The 23609-nt window shown below is 31.0% G+C and carries 17 protein-coding genes; 13 read left to right on the top strand and 4 right to left on the bottom strand.

What is annotated here, in order from left to right; all coding sequences use genetic code 11:
* Positions 1-39: 39 nt before the first annotated feature.
* Positions 40-843: a TerC family protein gene (locus Q0842_RS10890; RefSeq protein WP_298497933.1), complete on the bottom strand. Its 804-nt coding sequence runs from the start codon at positions 841-843 to the stop codon at positions 40-42.
* Positions 844-1047: 204 nt separating this feature from the next.
* Here Q0842_RS10890 and bshC point away from each other — a divergent pair, with 204 nt between their 5' ends.
* The 5 genes from bshC (at position 1048) to Q0842_RS10865 (ending at position 7200) form a co-directional block, all read left to right on the top strand.
* Entirely contained in the window at positions 1048-2649 is a 1602-nt protein-coding gene (gene bshC, locus Q0842_RS10885; protein WP_298497931.1) for a bacillithiol biosynthesis cysteine-adding enzyme BshC, read from the top strand.
* A gap of 56 nt (positions 2650-2705) precedes the next feature.
* Positions 2706-4241 (top strand): glutamine-hydrolyzing GMP synthase, encoded by a 1536-nt coding sequence (gene guaA / locus Q0842_RS10880; protein ID WP_298497929.1) that lies wholly within the window; start codon positions 2706-2708, stop codon positions 4239-4241.
* Between the two features lie 202 nt (positions 4242-4443).
* The gene (locus tag Q0842_RS10875; protein WP_298497927.1) at positions 4444-6381 is read left to right on the top strand and encodes a LysM peptidoglycan-binding domain-containing protein; all 1938 of its coding nucleotides are present in this window, start codon (positions 4444-4446) and stop codon (positions 6379-6381) included.
* Positions 6382-6420: 39 nt separating this feature from the next.
* Entirely contained in the window at positions 6421-6963 is a 543-nt protein-coding gene (locus Q0842_RS10870) for a DUF922 domain-containing protein (protein ID WP_298497925.1), read from the top strand.
* Positions 6964-6969: 6 nt separating this feature from the next.
* Positions 6970-7200 (top strand): DUF3820 family protein, encoded by a 231-nt coding sequence (locus Q0842_RS10865; protein ID WP_298497923.1) that lies wholly within the window; start codon positions 6970-6972, stop codon positions 7198-7200.
* A gap of 12 nt (positions 7201-7212) precedes the next feature.
* On the opposite strand, the gene Q0842_RS10860 is transcribed toward Q0842_RS10865, so the two are convergent.
* Positions 7213-7995, bottom strand: coding sequence for a hypothetical protein (locus Q0842_RS10860; RefSeq protein ID WP_298497921.1), 783 nt, complete (start codon positions 7993-7995; stop codon positions 7213-7215).
* Between the two features lie 132 nt (positions 7996-8127).
* On the opposite strand from Q0842_RS10860, the gene Q0842_RS10855 reads away from it, so the two are divergent.
* Positions 8128-8988, top strand: a complete 861-nt coding sequence (locus Q0842_RS10855; RefSeq protein WP_298497919.1) for a winged helix-turn-helix domain-containing protein — start codon at positions 8128-8130, stop codon at positions 8986-8988.
* A 74-nt stretch (positions 8989-9062) separates the two neighbouring features.
* On the opposite strand, the gene Q0842_RS10850 is transcribed toward Q0842_RS10855, so the two are convergent.
* Positions 9063-9305, bottom strand: a complete 243-nt coding sequence (locus tag Q0842_RS10850) for a hypothetical protein (RefSeq protein WP_298497917.1) — start codon at positions 9303-9305, stop codon at positions 9063-9065.
* Between the two features lie 191 nt (positions 9306-9496).
* Between Q0842_RS10850 and Q0842_RS10845 the strand changes: the two genes are divergently transcribed.
* From Q0842_RS10845 to mazG, 7 genes are all read left to right on the top strand, one after another.
* A complete protein-coding gene (locus tag Q0842_RS10845; protein ID WP_298497915.1) occupies positions 9497-11449 on the top strand; it encodes a peptidylprolyl isomerase in 1953 nt (650 codons plus the stop codon).
* A gap of 2 nt (positions 11450-11451) precedes the next feature.
* Positions 11452-12303, top strand: coding sequence for a peptidyl-prolyl cis-trans isomerase (locus Q0842_RS10840; protein WP_298497913.1), 852 nt, complete (start codon positions 11452-11454; stop codon positions 12301-12303).
* Positions 12266-13717 (top strand): peptidylprolyl isomerase, encoded by a 1452-nt coding sequence (locus Q0842_RS10835; RefSeq protein ID WP_298497911.1) that lies wholly within the window; start codon positions 12266-12268, stop codon positions 13715-13717. The genes Q0842_RS10840 and Q0842_RS10835 overlap by 38 nt, the downstream gene beginning before the upstream one ends.
* A gap of 5 nt (positions 13718-13722) precedes the next feature.
* A complete protein-coding gene (locus tag Q0842_RS10830; RefSeq protein ID WP_298497909.1) occupies positions 13723-14676 on the top strand; it encodes a MoxR family ATPase in 954 nt (317 codons plus the stop codon).
* Positions 14677-15171: 495 nt separating this feature from the next.
* Positions 15172-17946: a bifunctional aconitate hydratase 2/2-methylisocitrate dehydratase gene (locus Q0842_RS10825; RefSeq protein WP_298497907.1), complete on the top strand. Its 2775-nt coding sequence runs from the start codon at positions 15172-15174 to the stop codon at positions 17944-17946.
* A gap of 145 nt (positions 17947-18091) precedes the next feature.
* Positions 18092-20359: an aconitate hydratase gene (locus Q0842_RS10820; protein WP_298497905.1), complete on the top strand. Its 2268-nt coding sequence runs from the start codon at positions 18092-18094 to the stop codon at positions 20357-20359.
* A gap of 415 nt (positions 20360-20774) precedes the next feature.
* Positions 20775-21548, top strand: coding sequence for a nucleoside triphosphate pyrophosphohydrolase (mazG, locus tag Q0842_RS10815; RefSeq protein ID WP_298497903.1), 774 nt, complete (start codon positions 20775-20777; stop codon positions 21546-21548).
* 52 nt (positions 21549-21600) lie between these two features.
* Here the strand turns inward: mazG and Q0842_RS10810 are convergent, their stop codons facing one another.
* On the bottom strand, positions 21601-23559 hold the full coding sequence (locus Q0842_RS10810) for a DUF349 domain-containing protein (RefSeq protein WP_298497901.1): 1959 nt from the start codon (positions 23557-23559) through the stop codon (positions 21601-21603).
* Positions 23560-23609 lie beyond the last annotated feature (50 nt).

Here is a 23609-nt window from a genome sequence, read left to right as displayed (position 1 = left end):
ACCAGTTTGTTTTAGTAAATTTATGATATGATTAACATATTAAACTGAATTAGTATTCTTGTTTTTTTTCTGAATCTTAAAGTTTAAGAACTCAACAAATAACGAAAATGCAATTGCAAAATATAAATAACCTTTTGGTATAGCTCCAACTTCATTTCCAAAAAGTTTTGTATGAGATAAGTGGGCAGCTTCGGTAATTAGCATAAACCCTATTAATATTAAAAAAGCTAATCCTAGCAATTGTATACTTGGGTGGGTTTCAATAAATTTTCTAATAGGGTTTGCAAAACCAATCATGATAAAAATAGAGATTACTACTGCTATAATCATTAAAACCAAATTATAATTATGATTAGGATGCAAACCATTTGTCATTCCAACTGCTGTTAAAATTGAGTCTATTGAAAAAATAAAATCAATAATAAGAATTTGAACTATAGCTTGTGATAAGGTTTTAAATTTCTTTTTCTTTAAACTATTTTCATCATGATCAGGCATTTCTACTTTTTCATGAATTTCAGATGTACTTTTATATATTAAAAACAAACCACCGGTAAATAATATTAAAGCTTGCCAGCTTATTGCAATTTGTAACCAAGATTTATCGATGGTGTAAAAAGGCTCTTTTAAACCAATTAAAAAGCTAACAAAAAACAACAATATAATACGTTGTGCCATAGCTAATAACAAACCAATATTTGTAACTTTTGCTCTTTGGTCTTCTGGTAATTTATTGGCTGCTATAGATATAAAAACAATATTATCTATACCTAAAATTATTTCTAAAAAGGTTAATGTTAGCAAAGCCATTATAGCATCGCTTGTTAAGAGAAAGTCTATCACGATCTTAAAATTTAACTATAAATTTAATTAAAAGAATTTGTATTAATAACTTAAACCTATATAATTTTATCTGCTTTTACAAAAATCCATCAGAGATTATTAAATTTATTTATTAAACGTTTTTTTTAATTAAAAACTCTTAACGTATTTTTTAGATTTCTAAAAATAGAATAGCTGTATATTTACATGATTTTTAAATAAAACATGAAGCAAAATCATATAGCATTTAGTAAAACAGGATATTTTTCATCATTAATTTGTGATTTTTTAGACGAAAAAAAAGAATTAAGTCCATTTTTTAATCGTTTCTCAAAGCTTGAGAATTTTAAAGCACAAATTTCACAGAAGAAAGAATCTTTTTCTGTAGAAAATAGAAATACGCTAGTTACAGTTTTAAAAAAGCAGTATCAAAATATTGAAACCACACAGTTAACTAAAAATCATATTGATAGTTTAAATTCTGTAAACACTTTCACTATAACTACGGGGCATCAGTTAAATTTATTTACAGGGCCACTATATTTTCTATACAAAATTGTATCAGCTATAAATCTTTCAAAAGCATTAAAATCTGAATATCCAGAGCAAGATTTTGTTCCAGTATATTGGATGGCTACAGAAGATCACGATTTCGAGGAAATTAATTACTTCAATTTTAAAGGGAAAAAATTTCAATGGAATAAAGATGCAAGTGGTGCCGTAGGAGAACTTTCAACAGAAGGATTAGACGAGGTTTTGGATTTCTTTTCTAAAGATTTAGGGGCAACCTCAAATGCAGAAAGTATTAAGCGCCTTTTTAAAAATGCTTATTTAAATCATAATAATCTTGCTGATGCCACTCGTTTTTTAGCAAATGAATTATTTAAAGATTACGGATTAGTAATTATTGATGCCAATGATTCTGAATTAAAACGTTTATTTACCCCTTTTGTTGAAGATGAAATATTTAATAAAACATCATTTACTACGGTTACAAAAACCAATGATAGGCTGTCAAGTGTTTCAGAAGATTATAAAATACAAGTTAATCCTCGAGAAATAAACCTTTTTTATTTAGAAAAAAAATTAAGAGAGCGTATTGTTTTGGAAGATGAAACTTATAAAGTTTTAAACACAGATATAGTTTGGACTAAAGCTGATATTAAAAAAGTAATTAAAGCATATCCTGAACGATTTTCACCAAATGTAATTATGCGTCCTTTGTATCAAGAAGTTATTTTGCCCAATTTATGCTACATTGGTGGCGGTGGAGAATTGGCTTATTGGATGCAGCTAAAAGATTATTTTGATGAAGTTGAAATACCTTTTCCAATATTGTTGCTAAGAAATTCAGTTTTAATTCAAACTAAAAAGCAAGAAGAAAAACTTAGTAAGTTAAATATTTCAATCCAAGATTTATTTTTAAAGAAAGATTCTTTAATAAACAAAAAGGTGAGGGAAATATCAAATATAGATATTGATTTTAGTGTACAAAAAAAACATTTAAAAACACAGTTTGATAATTTATATAAACTTGCCGAACAAACCGATAAATCTTTTTTAGGAGCTGTTAAAGCACAGGAAACTAAGCAATTAAAAGGGCTTGATAAGCTTGAAAAAAGATTGTTAAAAGCACAGAAAAAGAAACTTTCTAACGAAGTTGCAAGAATGGCAGAGTTGCAAAATGAACTATTTCCTAATGGAAGCCTACAAGAAAGGAATACCAATTTTTCTGAATTTTATTTAGAGTATGGAGAACTTTTAATTCCCAATCTTATAAAAAATTTAGAACCATTAAATAGTCAGTTTTTAGTGTTAACAATTTGATTAAAAAAAATGTAATCCTAATTCCTAAAAAATAAAATCAATTCCTATTTTTGCGCATGCAACATGACAAGGTATTAATTTTAGACTTCGGTTCGCAATACACACAACTTATTGCCCGTAGAGTTAGAGAACTCAACATATACTCCGAAATACATCCATTTAATAAAATTCCAACCAACACAGCAGAATATAAAGCTGTAATTCTATCTGGTAGCCCTAATTCTGTTAGGGGAGAAGATGCATTACATCCAGATTTATCTGAGATAAGAGGCAAAAAACCAATACTTGCTGTATGTTACGGTGCGCAATATTTAGCGCATTTTTCTGGAGGAGAAGTGGCACCGTCAAATACCAGAGAGTATGGAAGAGCAAATTTATCGTTTATACAAAAAGGAGAGCCTTTCTTTTCTAATATTTCTGAAGGCAGCCAAGTTTGGATGAGCCATAGTGATACTATAAAGGAATTGCCAACAGGCGCCGTTTTGTTGGCTAGTACTAACGATGTTAAGAATGCCGCATATAAAATTCAAGGAGAAACTACATATGCGATTCAATTCCATCCAGAAGTATATCACTCTACAGATGGGAAGCAATTACTTGAAAACTTTTTGGTTTCTATCGCAGGTATAAATCAAGATTGGACACCAGATTCTTTTGTAGAAGAAACAGTAGAGGCTATACAAGAAAAAGTAGGACAAGACAAAGTCGTTTTAGGACTTTCTGGCGGAGTAGATTCTACTGTTGCAGCAGTTTTATTAAATAAAGCAATTGGGAAAAATCTGTATTGCATTTTTGTAAATAATGGTTTGTTACGTAAAAATGAATTTGAAAGTGTATTAAATCAATACGAAGGCATGGGGCTAAACGTTAAAGGCGTTGATGCATCCAAACGGTTTTTAGATGCTTTGGCAGGAATAGAAGACCCAGAGAAAAAACGTAAAGCTATTGGAAATGCTTTTATAGAAGTTTTTGATGATGAAGCACACAAATTAGAAGATGTTAAGTGGTTAGCACAAGGTACTATTTATCCAGATGTTATTGAGAGTGTTTCTGCTACAGGAGGGCCATCAGCAACCATAAAAAGTCATCATAATGTTGGAGGGTTACCAGATTTTATGAAACTAAAAATTGTAGAGCCTCTTCGTGCTATTTTTAAAGATGAAGTGAGACGTGTTGGCGCTACTTTAGGGATTGACCCAGAGTTACTTGGACGTCATCCATTTCCAGGACCTGGTTTAGGAATTCGTATTTTAGGAGATATTACAGCCGAGAAAGTACGTATGCTTCAAGAAGTTGATGCTATTTTTATAAACGGATTAAAAGAATGGGGATTATACGATAAAGTTTGGCAAGCTGGCGCCATGTTATTACCAGTAAATAGCGTAGGTGTTATGGGCGATGAACGTACTTACGAAAAATGTGTAGCACTTAGAGCTGTAGAAAGTACAGATGGTATGACTGCAGATTGGGTAAACTTACCATATGAGTTTTTACAAAAAACATCAAACGATATAATAAATAAAGTTAAAGGCGTTAATAGAGTAGTTTACGATATTAGTTCGAAACCACCAGCAACAATCGAGTGGGAATAAGGTAATTGATTAAAAGCTACAACTAGAAACAAACAGCGCTTATAGTATATAGCTAAATACTTGTAGTGATGCTTAAAAATTAATTTTGGCATGTTATATGCTAATGTTAAGAAAAAGGAATCGTTTTAATCTTTTACAGAGAATAGAACGTATATTATTAAGATAATCAGGTTTATTATATTTATCAAGTAGATACAACAACATGAAAAGATTTTTATTAGTACTTGTTTTGGTTTTGGCTTTTGGTTTCACAGCAGTTCAGGCTCAAAATTTCAGTACACATCAAGTTAAAAAAGGAGAGACAATTGAAGGTATTGCAAAGCGTTATTTTGTAACTCCTTTTGATATATACAAACTAAACCCTGATGCAAAAAAGGAACTTAAACCTAATACGGTTTTAATTATTCCTATTTCTAAAGCCAATAAACCAAAAGTAACTGTCAATAAAGAGTTGCAAGGTTTTAAAGAGCATAAAACTAAACGTAAAGAAACACTATATAGTTTAGCTAAAAAATATAATGTTGAAGAGGATGATATTAAGAAATACAATAAATTTTTATATGCAAACCCTTTAAGAAAGGGAGATAAACTTCAAATACCTAAATATAAAATTACTGAAGTTATAGAGGAAGTTGCTACAACAAAATCTTACACAGTTTTACCTAAAGAAGGTAAGTGGAGAATTGCTTATAAATTTGGAATTACAGTTGATGAATTGGAAAGTTTAAATCCTAATATGGCTGAGGTTTTAAGCGATGGAGCTGTTATAAATGTTCCTAATATTGAAAAAGAGGAACAAAATAAATTTGACGAACAATACAGTTATTATAAAGTATTACCTAAAGAAGGGTTTTACCGTTTAAAGTTAAAACTAGGATTAGAGCAAGATGAAATTGAAGCTTTAAACCCAGAATTAAAAACATCTGGTTTAAAATCTGGAATGATTTTAAAAATACCACATAATGATAATGTTAATAATGATGTTAATAAAGAAGCACAAGCTGCAAATCTAGCAAATAGTATTTCTAATTACGATACGAAACATATCGCCATCATGCTACCTTTTAGAATGCATCGAGTGGATTTTGATTCTATAAGCGATGCTAAGAAAAGTTTAGAGAAAGACCCATATTTAAATGTGTCTCTAGATTTTCATTCGGGTGTTTTAATGGCTATTGATTCCTTAAAATCTTTAGGGGTTTCTTTAAAAGTAGATGTTTACGATACACGATATGAAGTTAGCGAAGTTTCAAGAATTGTTAGAGAAAATGACTTTGAAAATGTTGATGCTGTTATTGGTCCTTTAACACCTGCTAATTTTAATAAAGTAGCTACAGAATTAAGAAAATTCAATACTCCAATAATATCGCCAATTGGTACAAAATTAAAATTGCACGACAACGTGTTTCAATCAAGACCATCAGACGATTTATTGAAAACTAAGGTTGTGAATTTTGTAAAATCAGATTCATTAGCAGAAAACATTGTTGTAATAGCAGATACAAAAAATATTACTATTGCTAATGAAATTAAACGTGAGTTTAATAATGCTAAAGTGGTGTATTCTAGAAAGAACAAAGAAGGTAAAGATGAGTTTTTTGTAACTAAAGAAGATATTCAAGAGGCTTTAAAACCAGGTAAAAACATTGTGTTTTTAGAAACTCAAAATGAAGGGTATGCATCAAACGTAACGAGTGTTTTAGCCTCTTTAAACAATCGTATTAATCCAGAAAAAGAAGAAGAAGCGGCTCCAGAAATAATATTAGTAACTACAAATTTAAATTCGGCTTTTGAAGGCGATCAAATAAATAATACACACCTATCTAATTTACAATTTCATTTTGCTACTGCATCAAAAGAATATAGCGAAAATGATAATAATGCTTTTGTTAAGAAATACGAAAAGCTATATAATATAACACCTAATAAAAGGGCTGTTAGAGGTTTTGATTTAACAATGGATGTGGTGTTGCGTTTAGTATCCTCTGAAGATTTATATGCATCTGTAAATAATGCGCCTTTAACAGAGTATGTTGAAAATAAATTTGCTTACAAGAAAAAACTTTTTGGTGGCTATTTTAACGATACTGTTTATTTAGTTAAGTATAACGATTTAACAATTGTTGAAGTAAAGCAATAAGGCTAAAGGCTATTCGTTTTACTTTAATAGCTTAAAATCGTGGTTAAAATTCTAATATTAATTTGTTGTTTGTTTTGTGTTCAAGATAATGCACCTGTTTTGTCTTGGAGTGCATCTAAAACGTTGTCATGGGAAGATTTTAAAGCAAAACCAAATTTAAATGACGCTGCAGTTGCTATAACAGCTTCAGGAATTACATTTAAGTTTTCTATTACAAAAACAGATAAAAATGAAGTTTTAAGTTTTACAACTAATGTACATGCACATTTTTATCCTGATCAATCATGGTATAAAATAGAGCAAGCAGATAGCCATATTTTAGGACATGAACAATTGCATTTTGATATTACTGAATTATTTGCTCGTAAATTTAGATATCGAATTAGCCAATTAAAACTTTCGAATAATATTAAAAGCCAGCTTAAGAAAATCCATAATGATATAAATACTGAATTGTCTCAGGTGCAAAATAAATATGATAGTGAAACTGATTATTCAAGAAATTTTGAGTCTCAGACTAATTGGGGAAATTTTATTAGTAAGGAACTAGAAAAATTTTCTAAATACCAATCTTTAGATTAAAAAGCAATGTTACCAGATAAGCAGTTTCTTATAGATTTAGCGCACACAAAAATGCCTTATGGGAAGTATAAAGATCGTTATATAATTGATTTGCCCGAATATTATGTAGTTTGGTATCATAACAAAGGATTTCCAAAAGGAAAATTAGGTAAAATGTTAGAACAAGTTTATGAGTTAAAGTTAAATGGCTTGGAAGATTTAATAAGAAATATTAAAAAGCAATATCCTAAACAATAGTTTGTAAAAAAGTTAACAACCTAATAAGCCAAATGATACTACCAACTCTTGGTTAACATTTTCACCTTTTATATTTGTTGCAGGAATCCATCCTCCTGGGGTTGTATTTATTAATTCTAGCATTAACTCATCTATTTCAATATAGCCAGAAGTATTATCTAATCTAATATTGTTTATACTACCATCTTTTGTAACTGTAAAATATAATTTAGCTGGTTTTAGCTTTTCTTCAACTACATTTTGTGTTACAGTTTCTGTGTTATCTTTAAAATATTTAATTAAAGCATTTTTACCATAAATATATTCAGCTTGTGTTTCTGGAACTATTGTATGATGTGGAGTAGAAGAGGCGTCAAATAAAGTCTCAGATCCAAAATGTTTTTCTTTATAATCAATTTTTAGTTTAAAACCATCAGAGTAATTAAAAGATTTTAGTAGATTAATTTGAGCATCTGAAAAATTATTACCTAATACTTTTAAGCGTCTATTTGTTTGTTCGTCATTTTCAATTATAATGATTTCAATAGATTCAATAGAAGAGATTCTATCAACCTGCATGGCATCTAAAAAATAAGTTATTGACAAATTATTATTTATGTTTCCTTTTTTTATAGGAGAAAATCTGGGGCCAACTTCATAAATAAAATCCGGGATGTTTTCTTTAATTTTATTGGAAACTTCAAGACTTATAATTTCTGTTTTTTTTGTTTCACTTTCCTTGTTATTAATATAATTAAAAGCAAAAAAACTAAAAACGGCCAAAGCAATACAAATTATAATAATTGATTTTTTCATAACTGTAAATTTAATGATTAATGAGCTCCAAATTTAATTCAAGGCACGTCTTATAAGCGTAATCAAATGTAAAATAATGTAAAATTTGCGTAAATCATTATAAATTGTAACATAATCGAATAGTTTTGTAAAATGGTCTCAACACATTTTAAAAGAATAATAGTAATTAATGTATGTTTTTTTTTGTTTGCAACAGGAGGTTTTTCTCAAGAAAAAGACAAACATGTTGAAGTTGCATTAAGATTGATTGGTCATCAAATCTTACTTAAATCAAATGATAGTACTTCCCGTGTTTTACCTTTAACAAGAGATAAAAATCAATACCGAATTCAATTTGAATCTAATTTACTTTTTAATCCAGATAGCTTAGTCTCAATTGTAAATAAGGTTGTTAAACAAACTAAAATTGCTAAAAATTATATTGTTGAGGTTGAGCAATGTGAAACTAATGAAGTTGTTTATAGTTTTGAAATGGACGTGTTAAAAAAGTCCGATATCATTCCTTGTAAAGGGAGAGTATTGCCTAAATCTTGTTATTCTGTTTTATTTACTATTATTGATCACAATATTGAAAAAGGTGTAAATAGTAATTTAACACCTCAGGATTATTTGCTAATTATATTACTAGTTATACTTCTACTATTAGTAATGTTGTATTTTAAGAAACGCTCAAATTCAAATAACAATAACCCCAATATAATTTCATTAGGTGCTTATCTTTTTGATAAAAAAAACACCAAACTTATAATTAATAATCAGGAAATAGAACTTACAAGTAAAGAAGCAGATTTGTTGCTCCTATTATTTGATGCAGCAAATACAACTGTAAATCGTGATGTTATATTAAATACAGTTTGGGGAGATGAGGGCGATTATATTGGTAGAACGGTAGATGTTTTTATATCAAAATTAAGAAAGAAATTAGAATTCGATTCAAAGCTTAAAATAGTAAATGTTCGTGGTGTTGGTTATAAACTTATAACTAACGATTAATTTTACTAAATAGCATTAAAAGAATAGTAATCGTAATTTTTTATAAATATAAAATTAATTGTAAAAACGAAATATTATTCGGTTTCAGTATATACTTGACCTCTGTGTGGTTTTAATGCATCTCTTATAGGTTTCATTAAGTTTTCATCAACAACTAAAAATGCAATAGTGTGTATGTCACTTAGGTTTTCAATTCCTGTAGAGGTAACATTTAAATGTTCTAATTGAATATATTCTTTTAAATGAATTTCGTGGTGTTCTGCAATTTTACTAGCATCAGGACCCCTAAAATCCCATATTAATTTTAGTTTACGCATGTGTTTTGTTTAATAATTTTTAGTAAAAATTTTATTATAATTTTTTACTAGAATATAAAGGTAATAGAAACGTATTTAATGACTCTTTTTTAGTTTAATTATTATAATAATTACTTTTTTTAATCGTTTGCAAAACAACTTGTAATATAGGTTAATATTAGTATTTTTGTAATCGTTTAAAAATTCCCTCCATGAAATTAAGATATTTATTTACTTTATTATTTACAGTATTCTTATTAAATGTAAATGGACAGACTAAAAGTGAAGATATACTTTTTGTAGTTGATAATGAGCCTGTATATGCTTCGGAATTTTTAAGGGTTTATAACAAGAATTTAGATCTAGTTCAAGACGAATCTCAAAAAGATGTAGATGAATACTTGAAACTTTTTATTAATTATAAATTAAAACTTCAAGAAGCTAAATCTCTAGGGTTACATGAAAAACCTTCTTACAAAAGAGAACTTGCAAAATATAAGAAACAATTATCTAAAAATTATATTACAGATTCAAAAGTTACTGATGCATTGGTAGAAGAAGCTTATGAAAGAATGTTGTATGAGGTTAACGCAAACCATATTTTAGTAAAAGTTAATGATAATGCCAGTCCACAGGATTCATTAGCAGCGTATAATAAAATAACTTTGTTAAGAGATAGAGCATTAAAAGAAGGTTTTGAAAAAGTTCGCTCAGAAGTACATAATGGGCAAACTATATTTGGTGAGAAATTAGGTTACTTTGGTGGTTTTAAAATGGTTTATAAATTTGAAAACGCTGCATTTAGTACCAATGTAGGAGATATTTCAATGCCATTTAGAACCCGTTTTGGGTATCATATTGTAAATGTTATCGATAAAAGAAAATCTAAAGGTGAGCGCACAGTAGCTCACATAATGGTTGTTGAAAATAAAAAAGATTCATTAGCCGAGAAACCAGAAGTTAGAATTCAAGATATCTATAAAAAACTTAATCAAGGAGAGACATTTGAGGCTTTAGCTAAACAATTTTCTGATGATAAAAACTCTGCTTCAATAGGCGGGAAGTTAAAATCCTTTTCACAAGGCCAGTTAAGAGCTAAAGAATTTGAAAAAATAGCTTTTAATTTAAAAAATATTGGTGATGTTTCTGAGCCCTTTAAAACAGATTTTGGTTGGCATATTGTAAAATTACATAAAATCACTCCAGTTCCTAGTATTGATGCCATTAAACCTGAATTAGTAGAAAAAGTAAAACGAGATACCCGATCTAAGTTAATTGATAATGCACTCACCAATAAGCTAAAAACAAAATACAATATTAATGATACAGCACCTGATTTAAATTACTTTGTTTCAATATTAAATGATAATTATTTTAAAAGAACATGGAGGCTTCCAGCAGATTTTAAAGGCAGCCAACCACTAGTTAAAATAGGTAATAAGCAATTTACATATAACGATTTTGGTGTTTATTTAACCAACTCTCAACGTAATACTGCTGGCAAAGAAAATTTTGAAACATTAGTAGGTAAAAAATATAATGCGTTTTTAAGTGAAAGTTTGGTTAAATATCAAGAAAATCATTTAGAAGAAGAGAATGAAGATTTTGCAAACATAGTGTCAGAATATAGAGATGGTTTATTATTATTCGATCTTATGGAAAGCACCATATGGGATACAGCCAAAACAGACTCAACAGAGATGCAAATGTATTATGATGAGCATAAATCTAATTACATGTTACCAGAACGTATAGATGCTATTGTTGCAGCTTCAACAAAACAAAAAACATTAAAAAAAGTATCTAAGCTTTTTGTTGAAGATATGCCTATTAACCGTATAAAATCTCTTGTAAATAGTAATGAAAAGGTAGATGTTATTTTTACTTCAGATATTATGGATGCTAAGCATCAAGCACTTCCTGTTGATTTTCAATTTTCAAAAGGGATTTCAAAAATTTATAAGCATAATAATGGATTTGTTTTAGTTAAAGTAAAAGAGGTGTTACCAAAAACACAAAAATCTTTTGAAGAAGCTAAAGGTGCTATTATGAGCGATTATCAAAATTATAAAGAGGAAAACTGGATTAAAGCTTTAAAAGCTAAATACAAAATAGAAATTAATCAAGACGTTTTAAAGGAAATTAAATCTAAAATTAAACAATAAAGGTGCGAAATAAAGTTTTTATACTGTTATTATTAGTTTTAGTTTATTCATGTGATTTATTAAAAAAATCGGATGAGAAAGTCCCTATTGCCAGAGTTAATGAAAATTATCTATATCATGATGATATTGAAGGTTTAGTTCCAGAAGACTTATCAAAAGAAGATAGTACCCTTTTAATTCAAAATTTTATTAAACGTTGGGCAACACAACAATTATTTGTTGATGGTGCAAAACTAAATTTAAGCGAACAAAAACAGCAAGAGTATAATAGACTAGTAGATCAATATAAAAACGATTTATACAGTAAAGCTTATATCGAGGCCTTAGTAAAAAGGAGTATAGATACGGTTGTTCCACTAAATGAAGCAGAAATTTATTATAGTAATAATAAAGAGGTTTTTAAACTAAACGAAGAGCTTATTAAATTTCGTTATATTCATGTAAACGAAAATATTATAGATTTTGATAACATTAAGAAAAGCTTTAAACGCTACAATAAACAAGATAAAATAACTCTAGATTCTATCTCGATTCAATTTAAATCTTATTCACTAAATGACTCCATTTGGATTAAATTGAGTCAAGTTATCAAGAAAATTCCGGCTGTAAATTCAGAAAACAGAAATCAACTGTTAAAAAAATCTAATTTTGTACAACTCAAAGATTCATTAGGAGTATATTTGATGCAAATTAATGATGTTTTAGTAAGAAATGATACAGCACCATTAGAATATGTAAAGCCAACTATTGATCAAATAGTGATTAATAAACGAAAGCTTGAATTAATAAGAGAATTAGAAAAAGATATCACAAAAGATGCTATTAAAAACAAACAATTTGAAATATTCGATTAACCCAAAACATTTACTTTCTTTATGTTTAGCCTTTTTAGTACTAGGCATCTCAAACGCTCAAGAAATTATTGAAGATGAAGTAAAAGAGGCTACAAAAAAAGTAGATTCTGTTGATACATCTATGGCTAAAAAGGTAGATGGTGTAGCAGCTGTCGTTGGCGATTTTATAGTTTTAGATTCAGACATTCAAAAAGAAAAAGATCAAATTAAGGCAAGTGGTGGTTCAGTAGAAGGTGTTGAAGATTGCGAACTATTTGGTTTAATGTTAGAAAGAAAGTTATATGCACATCATGCTATACAAGATAGTGTACCAGTTTCTGATGCTGAGGTTAGAAAAAATGTTGATTATCAAATACAACAATTTTTACAACAAACTAACGGGTCTATGGAGCGTCTTTTAGAATTCTATAATAAAGATGATGAAAAGAGTTTTAGAGATGAAATGTTTGAAATTAATAAATCAAATTTATTAGCTCAAAGAATGCAATCTAAAATTGTTGAAGAAGTAGATATTACACCTGAAGAGGTTAGATCATTTTTCAATAAAATTCCTAAAGATCAAAGACCAACATTTGGTACAGAACTTAAAGTAGCTCAAATTGTAGCCGAGCCAAAGGTTTCAGAAGAAGAAACTCAAAAAATTATAGACCGTTTAAAACAATTTAAAGCAGATATTATTGAAAGAGGAGCAAGTTTCCGTTCAAAAGCTGTTTTATATTCTCAAGATCCTGGTTCTGCTAGTAAAGGTGGTAAATACACACTAAACAAAAAACAACCAAGAATGGTTAAAGAGTTTAGACAAGTAGCGTTTGCATTACAAGAAGGTGAAGTCTCAGAGCCTTTTAAAACAGATTTTGGATATCACATTATAACTCTAGAAAAAATTAGAGGTCAAGAATACGATGTTGCACATATATTGTTAACACCAAAGGTTTCAAGTGAAGCAATTCAAGACGCCAAAGAACGTCTAGAAAAAGTTAGAGAGCGTATTGTAGCCGGAGATATTTCTTTTGCTGATGCTGCCAGAGAAGTTAGCGATGAAAAAGAAACACGAAATGATGGCGGGCAATTAATAAACCCAACCACTCAAGATTACAATTTTGAGCTAACTAGAATGGATCCTGAACTATATGCACAAATTCAAAATTTAAAAGATGGCGAAGTAAGTTTAGTTTTAAGAGAAGAAGACAGAACAGGTGGGCAAAAGTTTAAAATACTTATGGTTACTGATAGAATTGATGAGCATGAAGCCGATTATGCACGTGATTATTTAAAGATAAAAGATTTAGCTCTAGAAGAAAAGAAAATTAGAGCCATTGAAAAATGGCAAGAAGAAAAAATACTTGACACTTATATAAAAATAAGTAAAGAGCACAGATCTTGTGATTTTTCTGGTAACTGGTTAAAAAAATAGATTGTATGTCAGATGTTGCTAACGTTGAGGGATTTGTAAAAAAGTTTAAAGAATTAAAATTAGAAATTGCCAAGGTTATTATTGGGCAAGATGAGGTTGTTACTCAAATTCTTATTTCAATATTCTCTGGTGGGCATTCATTATTAATTGGTGTTCCTGGTTTAGCAAAAACATTGATGGTTAATACAATTGCTAAAGCATTAGGTCTTGATTTTAAGCGTATTCAATTCACGCCAGATTTAATGCCAAGTGATATATTAGGTAGTGAGATATTAGATGAAGACCGCCACTTTAAATTTATAAAAGGCCCTATTTTTGCTAATATTATTCTAGCAGACGAAATAAATAGAACACCTCCAAAAACTCAAGCTGCTTTATTAGAAGCTATGCAAGAACGTGCAGTAACCGTAGCAGGACATCATTATAAATTAGATTTACCTTATTTTGTTTTAGCAACACAAAATCCAATTGAACAAGAAGGAACTTACCCGTTGCCAGAGGCTCAGTTAGATAGATTTATGTTTGCTATAAAATTAGATTATCCTTCTTATGATGAAGAAGTACAAGTTGTAAAAGCGACTACAACAGATAATAAAGTTACTGTAAACGCTTTATTTTCTGCACCAGAAATTGTGAGTTTTCAGAGTTTAATTCGCCGTATTCCAGTTGCAGATAATGTTATTGAATACGCCGTTTCAATGGTAGGGAAAACAAGACCAGATTCTAATGCAGCACCAGAACTTGTAAAATCTTATATTGATTGGGGAGCTGGACCTAGAGCATCACAAAATTTAATTTTAGCAGCCAAAACGCACGCTGTTATAAATGGTAAATTCTCACCAGATATAGAAAACGTGCAAGCGGTAGCGCAAAGCATATTAAGACACAGAATTATAAAAAACTATAAAGCAGAAGCAGAAGGTGTTTCAGAAGAGCAAATTATTAAAAGCTTGTTTTAGATTAAATTTTATAATACATAATCCTACATTTTAATATTTAATTTTGCTGTAATTATATTATAATTTACGGGGTGTCTTCGTTTACTCCTAAAAAGTGAAATATTTTATGATTCACAAATTATAATTTCTTACTTTATCAAGTTCTGTCTTCTTATAATTTATACAATTTTTTTTGAGTTTATTACAGTTTTCTTGTATTTACAATAATATTAATCAAAGTTTTAAGAAATCTAATGTGTATAAGGAGGTTTTGAGTTTGTTTTCTTGAATAATCTTTAAGTTTATTTGAAAAATAATATCAAAATGGTAATCAATTAAATAATAAATGTCACTATAATAAATAACTATTACTACTTGTTGTATTACATGGTTTCTTTTTAAAACTTTGCTTTAAATTTTTTATGTTTGCAAACACTAAAACAAACAACTCTAATATAAATCATATGGTATTGAATCTAACAATTTATGCCATTTTAAAATGAAAACACTTCTTTTATGAACACTTATAAAGATTACATCAAGGAGATTGAAGAACGAAAAGGTCTGGGGCTTCATCCAAAACCAATTGATGGAGCAGAATTATTAAGCGAAATCATTGCGCAAATTAAAGATGTAGATAACGCCTATAGAGCAGATTCTCTAAACTTTTTTATCTATAATGTTTTACCTGGAACCACAAGTGCAGCTGGTGTAAAAGCTAAGTTTTTAAAAGAAATTATTTTAGGAGAATCGGTTGTTGAAGAAATCACACCAACTTTTGCTTTAGAACAACTTTCTCACATGAAAGGTGGCCCTTCAGTAAAGGTTTTGTTAGATTTAGCCTTAGGTACTAATGTTGCTATTGCTAAAGAAGCTGCAGAAGTATTAAAAACACAAGTTTTTCTTTACGAAGCAGATACAGACCGTCTAGAAGAAGCTTACAAAAACGGAAGCGAAATTGCTAAAGATATTATTGAAAGTTACGCTCAAGCAGAATTTTTCACAAAACTTCCTGAGTTAGATGAAAAAATTGATATTGTAACATACATAGCTGGGGTTGGTGATATTTCTACAGATTTATTATCTCCAGGTGGCGATGCTCACTCAAGATCAGACCGTGAGTTACATGGTCAATGTATGTTTGAGCATAACAAAGACATGCAAAAAGAATTATTAGCATTAAAAGAAGCACATCCAGATAAACGTGTTATGCTAATTGCAGAAAAAGGAACAATGGGTGTAGGGTCATCTAGAATGTCTGGTGTTAACAACGTAGCATTATGGACAGGAATACCTTCAAGCCCATACGTGCCATTTATTAATATAGCTCCAGTAATTGCAGGTACAAATGGTATTGCTCCAATTTTCTTAACAACAGTTGGTGTAACAGGTGGTATAGGTTTAGATCTTAAAAACTGGGTGCAACAAAAAGATGCAGATGGTAATACTATTGTAGATGAAGATGGCGAACCAATCTTAAAAGAAGTATATTCTGTAAAAACAGGCACCGTTCTTACAATAAATACAAAAGAAAAGAAACTTTATAACGGCGATAAAGAATTAAAAGATATCTCTGCGGCATTTACACCACAAAAAATGGAGTTTATGAAAGCAGGCGGATCATACGCTGTTGTTTTCGGTAAAAAATTACAAACATTTGCTTGTAAAGTATTAGGTATCGATGTGCCTCAAGTATATGCAGCTTCGAAAGAAGTATCTATTGAAGGGCAAGGTTTAACCGCTGTCGAAAAAATATTTAACAAAAATGCTGTTGGTACATCTGGTGCAACATTACATGCGGGATCTTACGTTCGTGCAGAAGTAAATATTGTTGGATCTCAAGATACTACAGGATTAATGACCTCTCAAGAGTTAGAGATGATGGCTGCTACAGTAATCTCTCCAATTGTTGATGGTGCTTACCAATCAGGCTGTCATACAGCATCTGTTTGGGATGATAAATCTAAAGCTAACATACCAAGGTTAATGAGTTTTATGAACGACTTTGGTTTAATTACTGGTCGCGATCCTAAAGGAAAATATTTTCCAATGACCGATGTTATTCATAAAGTATTGAATGATATTACTGTAGGAGATTGGGATATTATTATTGGTGGAGATTCTCATACACGTATGTCTAAGGGTGTTGCTTTTGGAGCAGATTCAGGAACCGTTGCATTAGCTTTAGCTACAGGAGAAGCAAGTATGCCAATTCCAGAATCAGTTAAAGTTACTTTTAAAGGGCAAATGAAATCTTATATGGATTTCCGTGATGTGGTACACGCAACGCAGCAACAAATGTTAAAGCAATTTGGAGGCGAAAACGTATTCCAAGGTCGTGTAATCGAAGTACATATTGGTACTTTAACAGCAGACGAGGCCTTTACATTTACAGATTGGACTGCCGAGATGAAAGCTAAAGCATCTATTTGTATTTCTGAAGACGATACCTTAATCGAGTCTCTAGAAATTGCAAAAGGACGTATCCAAATCATGATAGATAAAGGTATGGATAACGCTAAGCAAGTACTTAAAGGACTTGTTGAAAAAGCTGAAACTAGAATTACCGAACTTAAAACAGGTATTAAACCATCATTAAGACCAGATGCAAATGCCAAGTATCATGCAGAAGTTGTTATCGATTTAGATCAGATAGCAGAGCCAATGATTGCAGATCCAGATGTAAACAATGAAGATGTTTCAAAACGATACACACACGATAATATAAGACCATTATCTTATTACGGTGGTACTAAAAAAGTAGATTTAGGTTTTGTTGGGTCATGTATGGTTCACAAAGGCGATATGAAAATATTAGCGCAGATGTTAAAAAACATCGAAGCTCAAGAAGGTAAAGTAGAATTTAAAGCACCTTTAGTAGTCGCACCACCAACATACAATATTGTTGACGAACTTAAAGAAGAAGGAGACTGGGAAGTATTACAAAAATACTCTGGGTTCGAGTTTGATGATAGCGCACCAAAAGGATTAGCACGTACTAAATACGAAAACATGTTGTATCTAGAACGTCCAGGTTGTAACTTATGTATGGGTAACCAAGAAAAAGCAGAACCAGGTGATACAGTTATGGCAACATCAACGCGTTTATTCCAAGGTCGTGTAGTAAAAGATTCTGGAGAGAAAAAAGGAGAATCATTATTATCATCAACACCTGTGGTTGTATTATCTACCATATTAGGAAGAACACCAACTTTAGCAGAGTACGAAGCTGCTGTTGATGGTATTGTTCTAACTAAATTTAAGCCATCTCAAAAGCGATTAGTACTATAATCAATAGTTTAAATAATAATAGTTATAAATCCCGAGTCATTCACTCGGGATTTTTTATGCCATCAAACTAAAAACCCTTTTCAAAGTCATTCATTATTTTGTATATTAGAGTACTTAAAACATAATTTAAAAACATAGTAAACTTATGGCATTTGATATTAATATGATTAAAGGTGTCTACACCAAAATGGCAGAGCGTGTAGATAAAGCGCGAAGTATTGTAGGGAAACCACTAACACTATCTGAAAAGATACTATATTCTCATCTTTGGGATGGTACACCTACTAAAGCTTTTACTAGAGGAAAGGATTATGTAGATTTTGCACCAGACCGCATTGCCTGTCAAGATGCAACAGCTCAAATGGCATTATTGCAATTTATGCAAGCAGGAAAATCTAAGGTTGCAGTACCAACAACGGTGCATTGCGATCATTTAATTCAGGCTAAAGATGGTGCCGAAAAAGATTTAAAACATGCAAATAGCGTAAGTAGCGAAGTTTTTAATTTTCTAGAATCTGTTTCAAATAAATATGGTATTGGTTTCTGGAAACCTGGAGCTGGTATTATTCATCAAGTGGTGTTAGAGAATTATGCATTTCCTGGAGGTATGATGATTGGTACCGATTCGCACACCGTAAATGCTGGCGGACTAGGTATGGTAGCCATTGGTGTTGGAGGCGCAGATGCGGTAGATGTTATGGCTGGTATGGCATGGGAACTTAAATTCCCTAAACTTATAGGGGTAAGATTAACCGGAAAATTATCTGGTTGGACGGCTCCAAAAGATGTTATTTTAAAAGTTGCCGAAATTCTTACTGTAAAAGGTGGTACAGGTGCTATTGTTGAGTATTTTGGGCCTGGAGCTATCTCTATGTCATGTACAGGAAAAGGAACCATTTGTAATATGGGTGCCGAAATTGGTGCAACCACATCTACATTTGGGTACGATGATTCTATGGAACGTTATTTACGTGCTACCGATAGAGCTGATGTTGCCGATGCTGCAAATAAAGTTAAACAACACTTAACTGCCGATGCCGAAGTGTATGAAAACCCAGAGCTATATTTCGATCAAGTTATAGATATTAACCTATCTGAATTAGGCCCATTACTAAACGGTCCGTTTACACCAGATTTATCTACAGAAGTAGGTTCAACAATGACTGAAAAAGCAAAAGCTAACGATTGGCCATTAAAAGTAGAGTGGGGATTAATAGGGTCTTGTACAAACTCATCTTACGAAGATTTATCAAGAGCATCTTCCATAGCACAACAAGCGCTAGATAAAGGCTTAAAAATAAAAGCCGAGTTAGGTATCAATCCAGGGTCAGAGCAAGTACGCTACACAGCAGAACGCGATGGTATTCTGGGTATTTTCGAAAACCTAAATGCTAAAATATTCACCAATGCTTGTGGGCCATGTATAGGGCAATGGGCAAGATATAGCGATCCCAAAAATGCACCAAAAAATAGTATAGTACATTCTTTTAACAGAAACTTTGCAAAGCGTGCCGATGGTAATCCAAACACACATGCCTTTGTAGCTTCTCCAGAAATAACAGCAGCCATTGCAGTTGCTGGCCGATTAGATTTTAATCCGTTAACAGATAAGTTAATTAATGAAAACGGCGAAGAGGTTATGTTCGATGAGCCTACAGGGTGGGAATTACCACCAAAAGGTTTCGAAGTAAAAGATAACGGCTATTTAGCACCAGAAGCAGATGGTAGCCATGTACAAGTAACTGTAAAAGACGACTCAGAACGTTTACAACTTCTCACACCGTTTCAGCCTTTAGGAAATTCCATTTCAGGCGCTAAACTTTTAATAAAAGCATTTGGTAAATGTACTACAGACCATATTTCTATGGCTGGCCCATGGTTACGTTTTAGAGGACATTTAGATAATATAGCTAACAATACATTAATTGGCGCAGTTAATGCCTTCAACAAAAAAACAAACTTTGTTAAAAACCAATTAACTGGCGATTATGGTGGCGTACCGGTTACAGCGCGTGCTTACAAAGCAGCAGGAGTAAAAACCATAGTAGTTGGCGATCATAATTATGGCGAAGGCTCATCAAGAGAGCATGCAGCCATGCAACCACGTCATTTAGGCGTTGCAGCAGTTATTGTAAAATCGTTTGCCAGAATACACGAAACAAACCTTAAAAAGCAAGGTATGTTAGGCTTAACGTTTGCTAACGAAGCCGATTACGATTTAATTCAAGAAGACGATACCTTTAACTTTTTAGATTTAAACGAATTTGCTCCAGGAAAGCAATTAACGCTAGAAGCTGTTCATGCAGATGGTACTAAAGATACCATCAAATTAAATCATACTTATAACAAAGCACAAATAGCTTGGTATCACGAAGGCTCTGCGCTTAACTTAATTAAAAAGCAAAACGCATAATTTTCAAGAATATACATTTAAAAAACCAGCTATTTAGCTGGTTTTTTAATTTAATAAAGTATGTTTTGGGCGTTACCTATACCCTGAATTTGGTTCAGGGTATAGGTCGGGCTATACACTACAAGTCCTCGCACCTTCGGGCTGTGGGCTTTCCGCTGCTATCCCTATCGCTGGTGTTTGCCAACTTGGTTTTTCTAATTTAAAGTTGTTTTTTTTGGGGGGATGTTCATTTAATGTTCCTCTGATAAAAAATCGTTTGAATGTTTTTTAACAAGAGTTAAACGAAATTAGCTAATTTTTCTGACAAAGTCAACCATTTCCTAGTTCGGTTTTTAAAATTTTTGAAAGTGTATTTTTTGAATACTATTTTTCTTTGCAACCTAATCAAAATTGTATTTTTACAAAAACTACAAGCATGAATTCTAGAGCAGCACAACTTAAAGCCTTTGATAGATTATTAACCATTATGGACGAGTTGCGAGCGCAATGCCCATGGGATAAAAAACAAACCATGGAAACGCTTAGGCATTTAACCATAGAGGAAACTTACGAGCTTGGTGATGCTATTTTAGACAAAGATTTAGAAGAAGTAAAAAAAGAATTGGGAGATGTGTTATTACACATTGTTTTTTACTCTAAAATAGGAAGTGAATCCAAAGACTTTGATATTGCCGATGTTTGTAATACCATTTGCGATAAACTAATACACAGGCACCCACATATTTATAGCGATGTAAAAGTGGAAAATGAAGATGATGTAAAACGAAATTGGGAAAACTTAAAACTAAAAGAAGGTAAAACAAGTGTTTTAGAGGGTGTGCCCAAAAGTTTACCTGCTTTAGTAAAAGCAAATAGAATTCAAGAAAAAGTGGCAGGCGTTGGTTTTGATTGGGAAAAACCAGAGCAAGTTTGGGAAAAAGTAGAGGAGGAGCTTAACGAGTTTAAAGCCGAGGTACAATCTGGCAACCAAAACAACATGGAAAGCGAGTTTGGTGATGTTATATTCTCTATGGTAAACTATGCCCGCTTTTTAAATATAAACCCAGAAAATGCCTTAGAGCGTACTAATAAGAAATTCTCAAAACGTTTTCAGTATTTAGAAAGTAAAGCTAAAAGTTTAAATAAACCTTTAAAAGATATGACTTTAGCCGAAATGGATGTGTTTTGGGAAGAGGCAAAAAAAATTTAGTGTAAATAAAAAACCTCAAAAGTTTTATTAGCTTTTGAGGTTTTTTAATTTGTTAGTATAAATCTTTAATTTTTCTGAGTTTGGCTTTCAAAACATCTAAAGATTCTTTGTGTTTTTTAATATTGGTATGTACTTCTTTTACTAATGGGTTATCGTCATTAACATTCGTAAAAAATTGTAAATTATTTTCTAATTGGTTTATTTGACTTTTTACTTCATCAATTTTTTTACGAATAAAAGTACGTTCGTTATCTAAGTTTCTAGTATCATCAGGATTTACTAAGCTATCAAGTTTGTTTTCATACTTAATCATTTCAGCTTCAGTTTTATCAACTTTTAAATTAGTTAATAAACCATCAATTGTTTTTTGAAACTTACCATCAATATAGCGTTTATCATTAGGTACACGCCCTATTGATTGCCATTGTTTAATTTGCTCTTTTATAATTTTAACACCTTCTGCTTTATCTGTTGGTAATTCTAAATCTTTAAGTGTGTTTAAAAATTCGTTCTTTTTGTTATATGCATCAACTTGCTCTTTACTAGCTGCATTTCTGCTTGCATGTATTCTGTCAAAATAATAATTACAGGCTGCCTTAAAGCGTTTCCAGATTTTGTCGCTATCTTTTCTAGGAACATGACCAATTTTTTTCCAATCACTTTGAATTTTTTTCATCAATGGTGTGGTAACCTCAAAATCTTCACTATCCTTATTGTCTTCAGCAATTTTTATTAAATCTAGTTTAAGCTGTAAGTTATTAAATTGTCCCTTTTTTAAATCTTTATAAAAGGCATTCTTTTTTCTGTTAAATAACCTTACGGCATCTTTAAATTTTGCCCAAGTTTCTTCATTTACCTTAATTGGTACTTTACCTGCATTAAAAAAGGCTTCTCTAAGAGACTCTACTTCTTTAATTTTATTTTGTAAACTACCATGCGATTTGTTTTCTTGGGTAGCAATGTTTTCTATTTTAGAAATAATTTCAAGTTTGTTTTCTAGATTTTTCTCGTAAACTTTATCTATTTCTTTGTAATAAGCCTGTCGCTTGTCGTTAATAGTTTTTGTTGCAACTTTAAATCGTTCCCAAATACTTTCGCGATGTTCTCTTGGTACAGGGCCAAGTTCTTCTTTCCACATTTTATGAAGTTCTTGCAGCTCTCTAAAAGCACGCATTGCATCATCATCTCCAGCTAACTCTTCAGCACGCTCAATAATTAGCAATTTCTTTTCTAAATTGTGTTTAAAATCTAAGTCGCGTAATTCTCTGTTTATATTTAAAAAATCATAAAATCGCTCTACATGGTGGTGGTAACTATTCCAAGCATTATTGTATTTATCTCTTGGAATTGGACCAGTATTTCGCCAACGTTCTTGTAACTCTTTAAAGTGCTTGTAGGTTGTATTAATGTTTTCTTCTACATTAATTAAACCTTTTAATTCTTCAATAATCTCTAGCTTATTAGCTAAATTTTGTTTTAAATTTTGCTCTAAACTTTGGTAGTGTGAGTGTACTTTTTTTCTGTAGTTTCTATAAGCTTCTTTAAATCTTTTTTGAACAGGAGAAGCGTAGTAAAAATCTATTTCGTTACCTCCTTCATTTATAAAGTCTTCCTTTTTTTCATCTATTAAGGCTTGGAATTTTGTTTTAAACTCCGAGTTTATATTGTCAACATGAGATTTAATTGCTTGTACTTTTTCATTTTCAACAAGTTTTTCTAACTCAATAGCTAAAGACTCTAAAGACATAGTATCATAGGCCTTTACCTCAATGGTATGTCTTTCTTTATTGCCTTCGTCTTCGGCATCTTCAGCGTTAGATTCGTCTATTTCATTAATAACTTCATCGCCTTCTTCTGCTATAACTTGATCTGTTTCTGTAGTATTATTTACAGTTTCAGCATCTGTAGATGTGTTTTCTGTGTTTTGATTATCAGTTACTGGAGTAGAATCAGTATTAGATTTTACTTCTTCGGTACCATCTACTTCTTGAGGTTTGTTAATATCAGACATTTTTAAAATGTTAAGGTTCGTCAAAAATTACTTTAGTCATTAAAGATACT

It is taken from the genome of uncultured Algibacter sp. (assembly GCF_947495675.1).
In the GTDB taxonomy this organism is placed as follows: domain Bacteria; phylum Bacteroidota; class Bacteroidia; order Flavobacteriales; family Flavobacteriaceae; genus Algibacter_B.
This window is presented reverse-complemented; position numbering and strand designations above follow the sequence as displayed.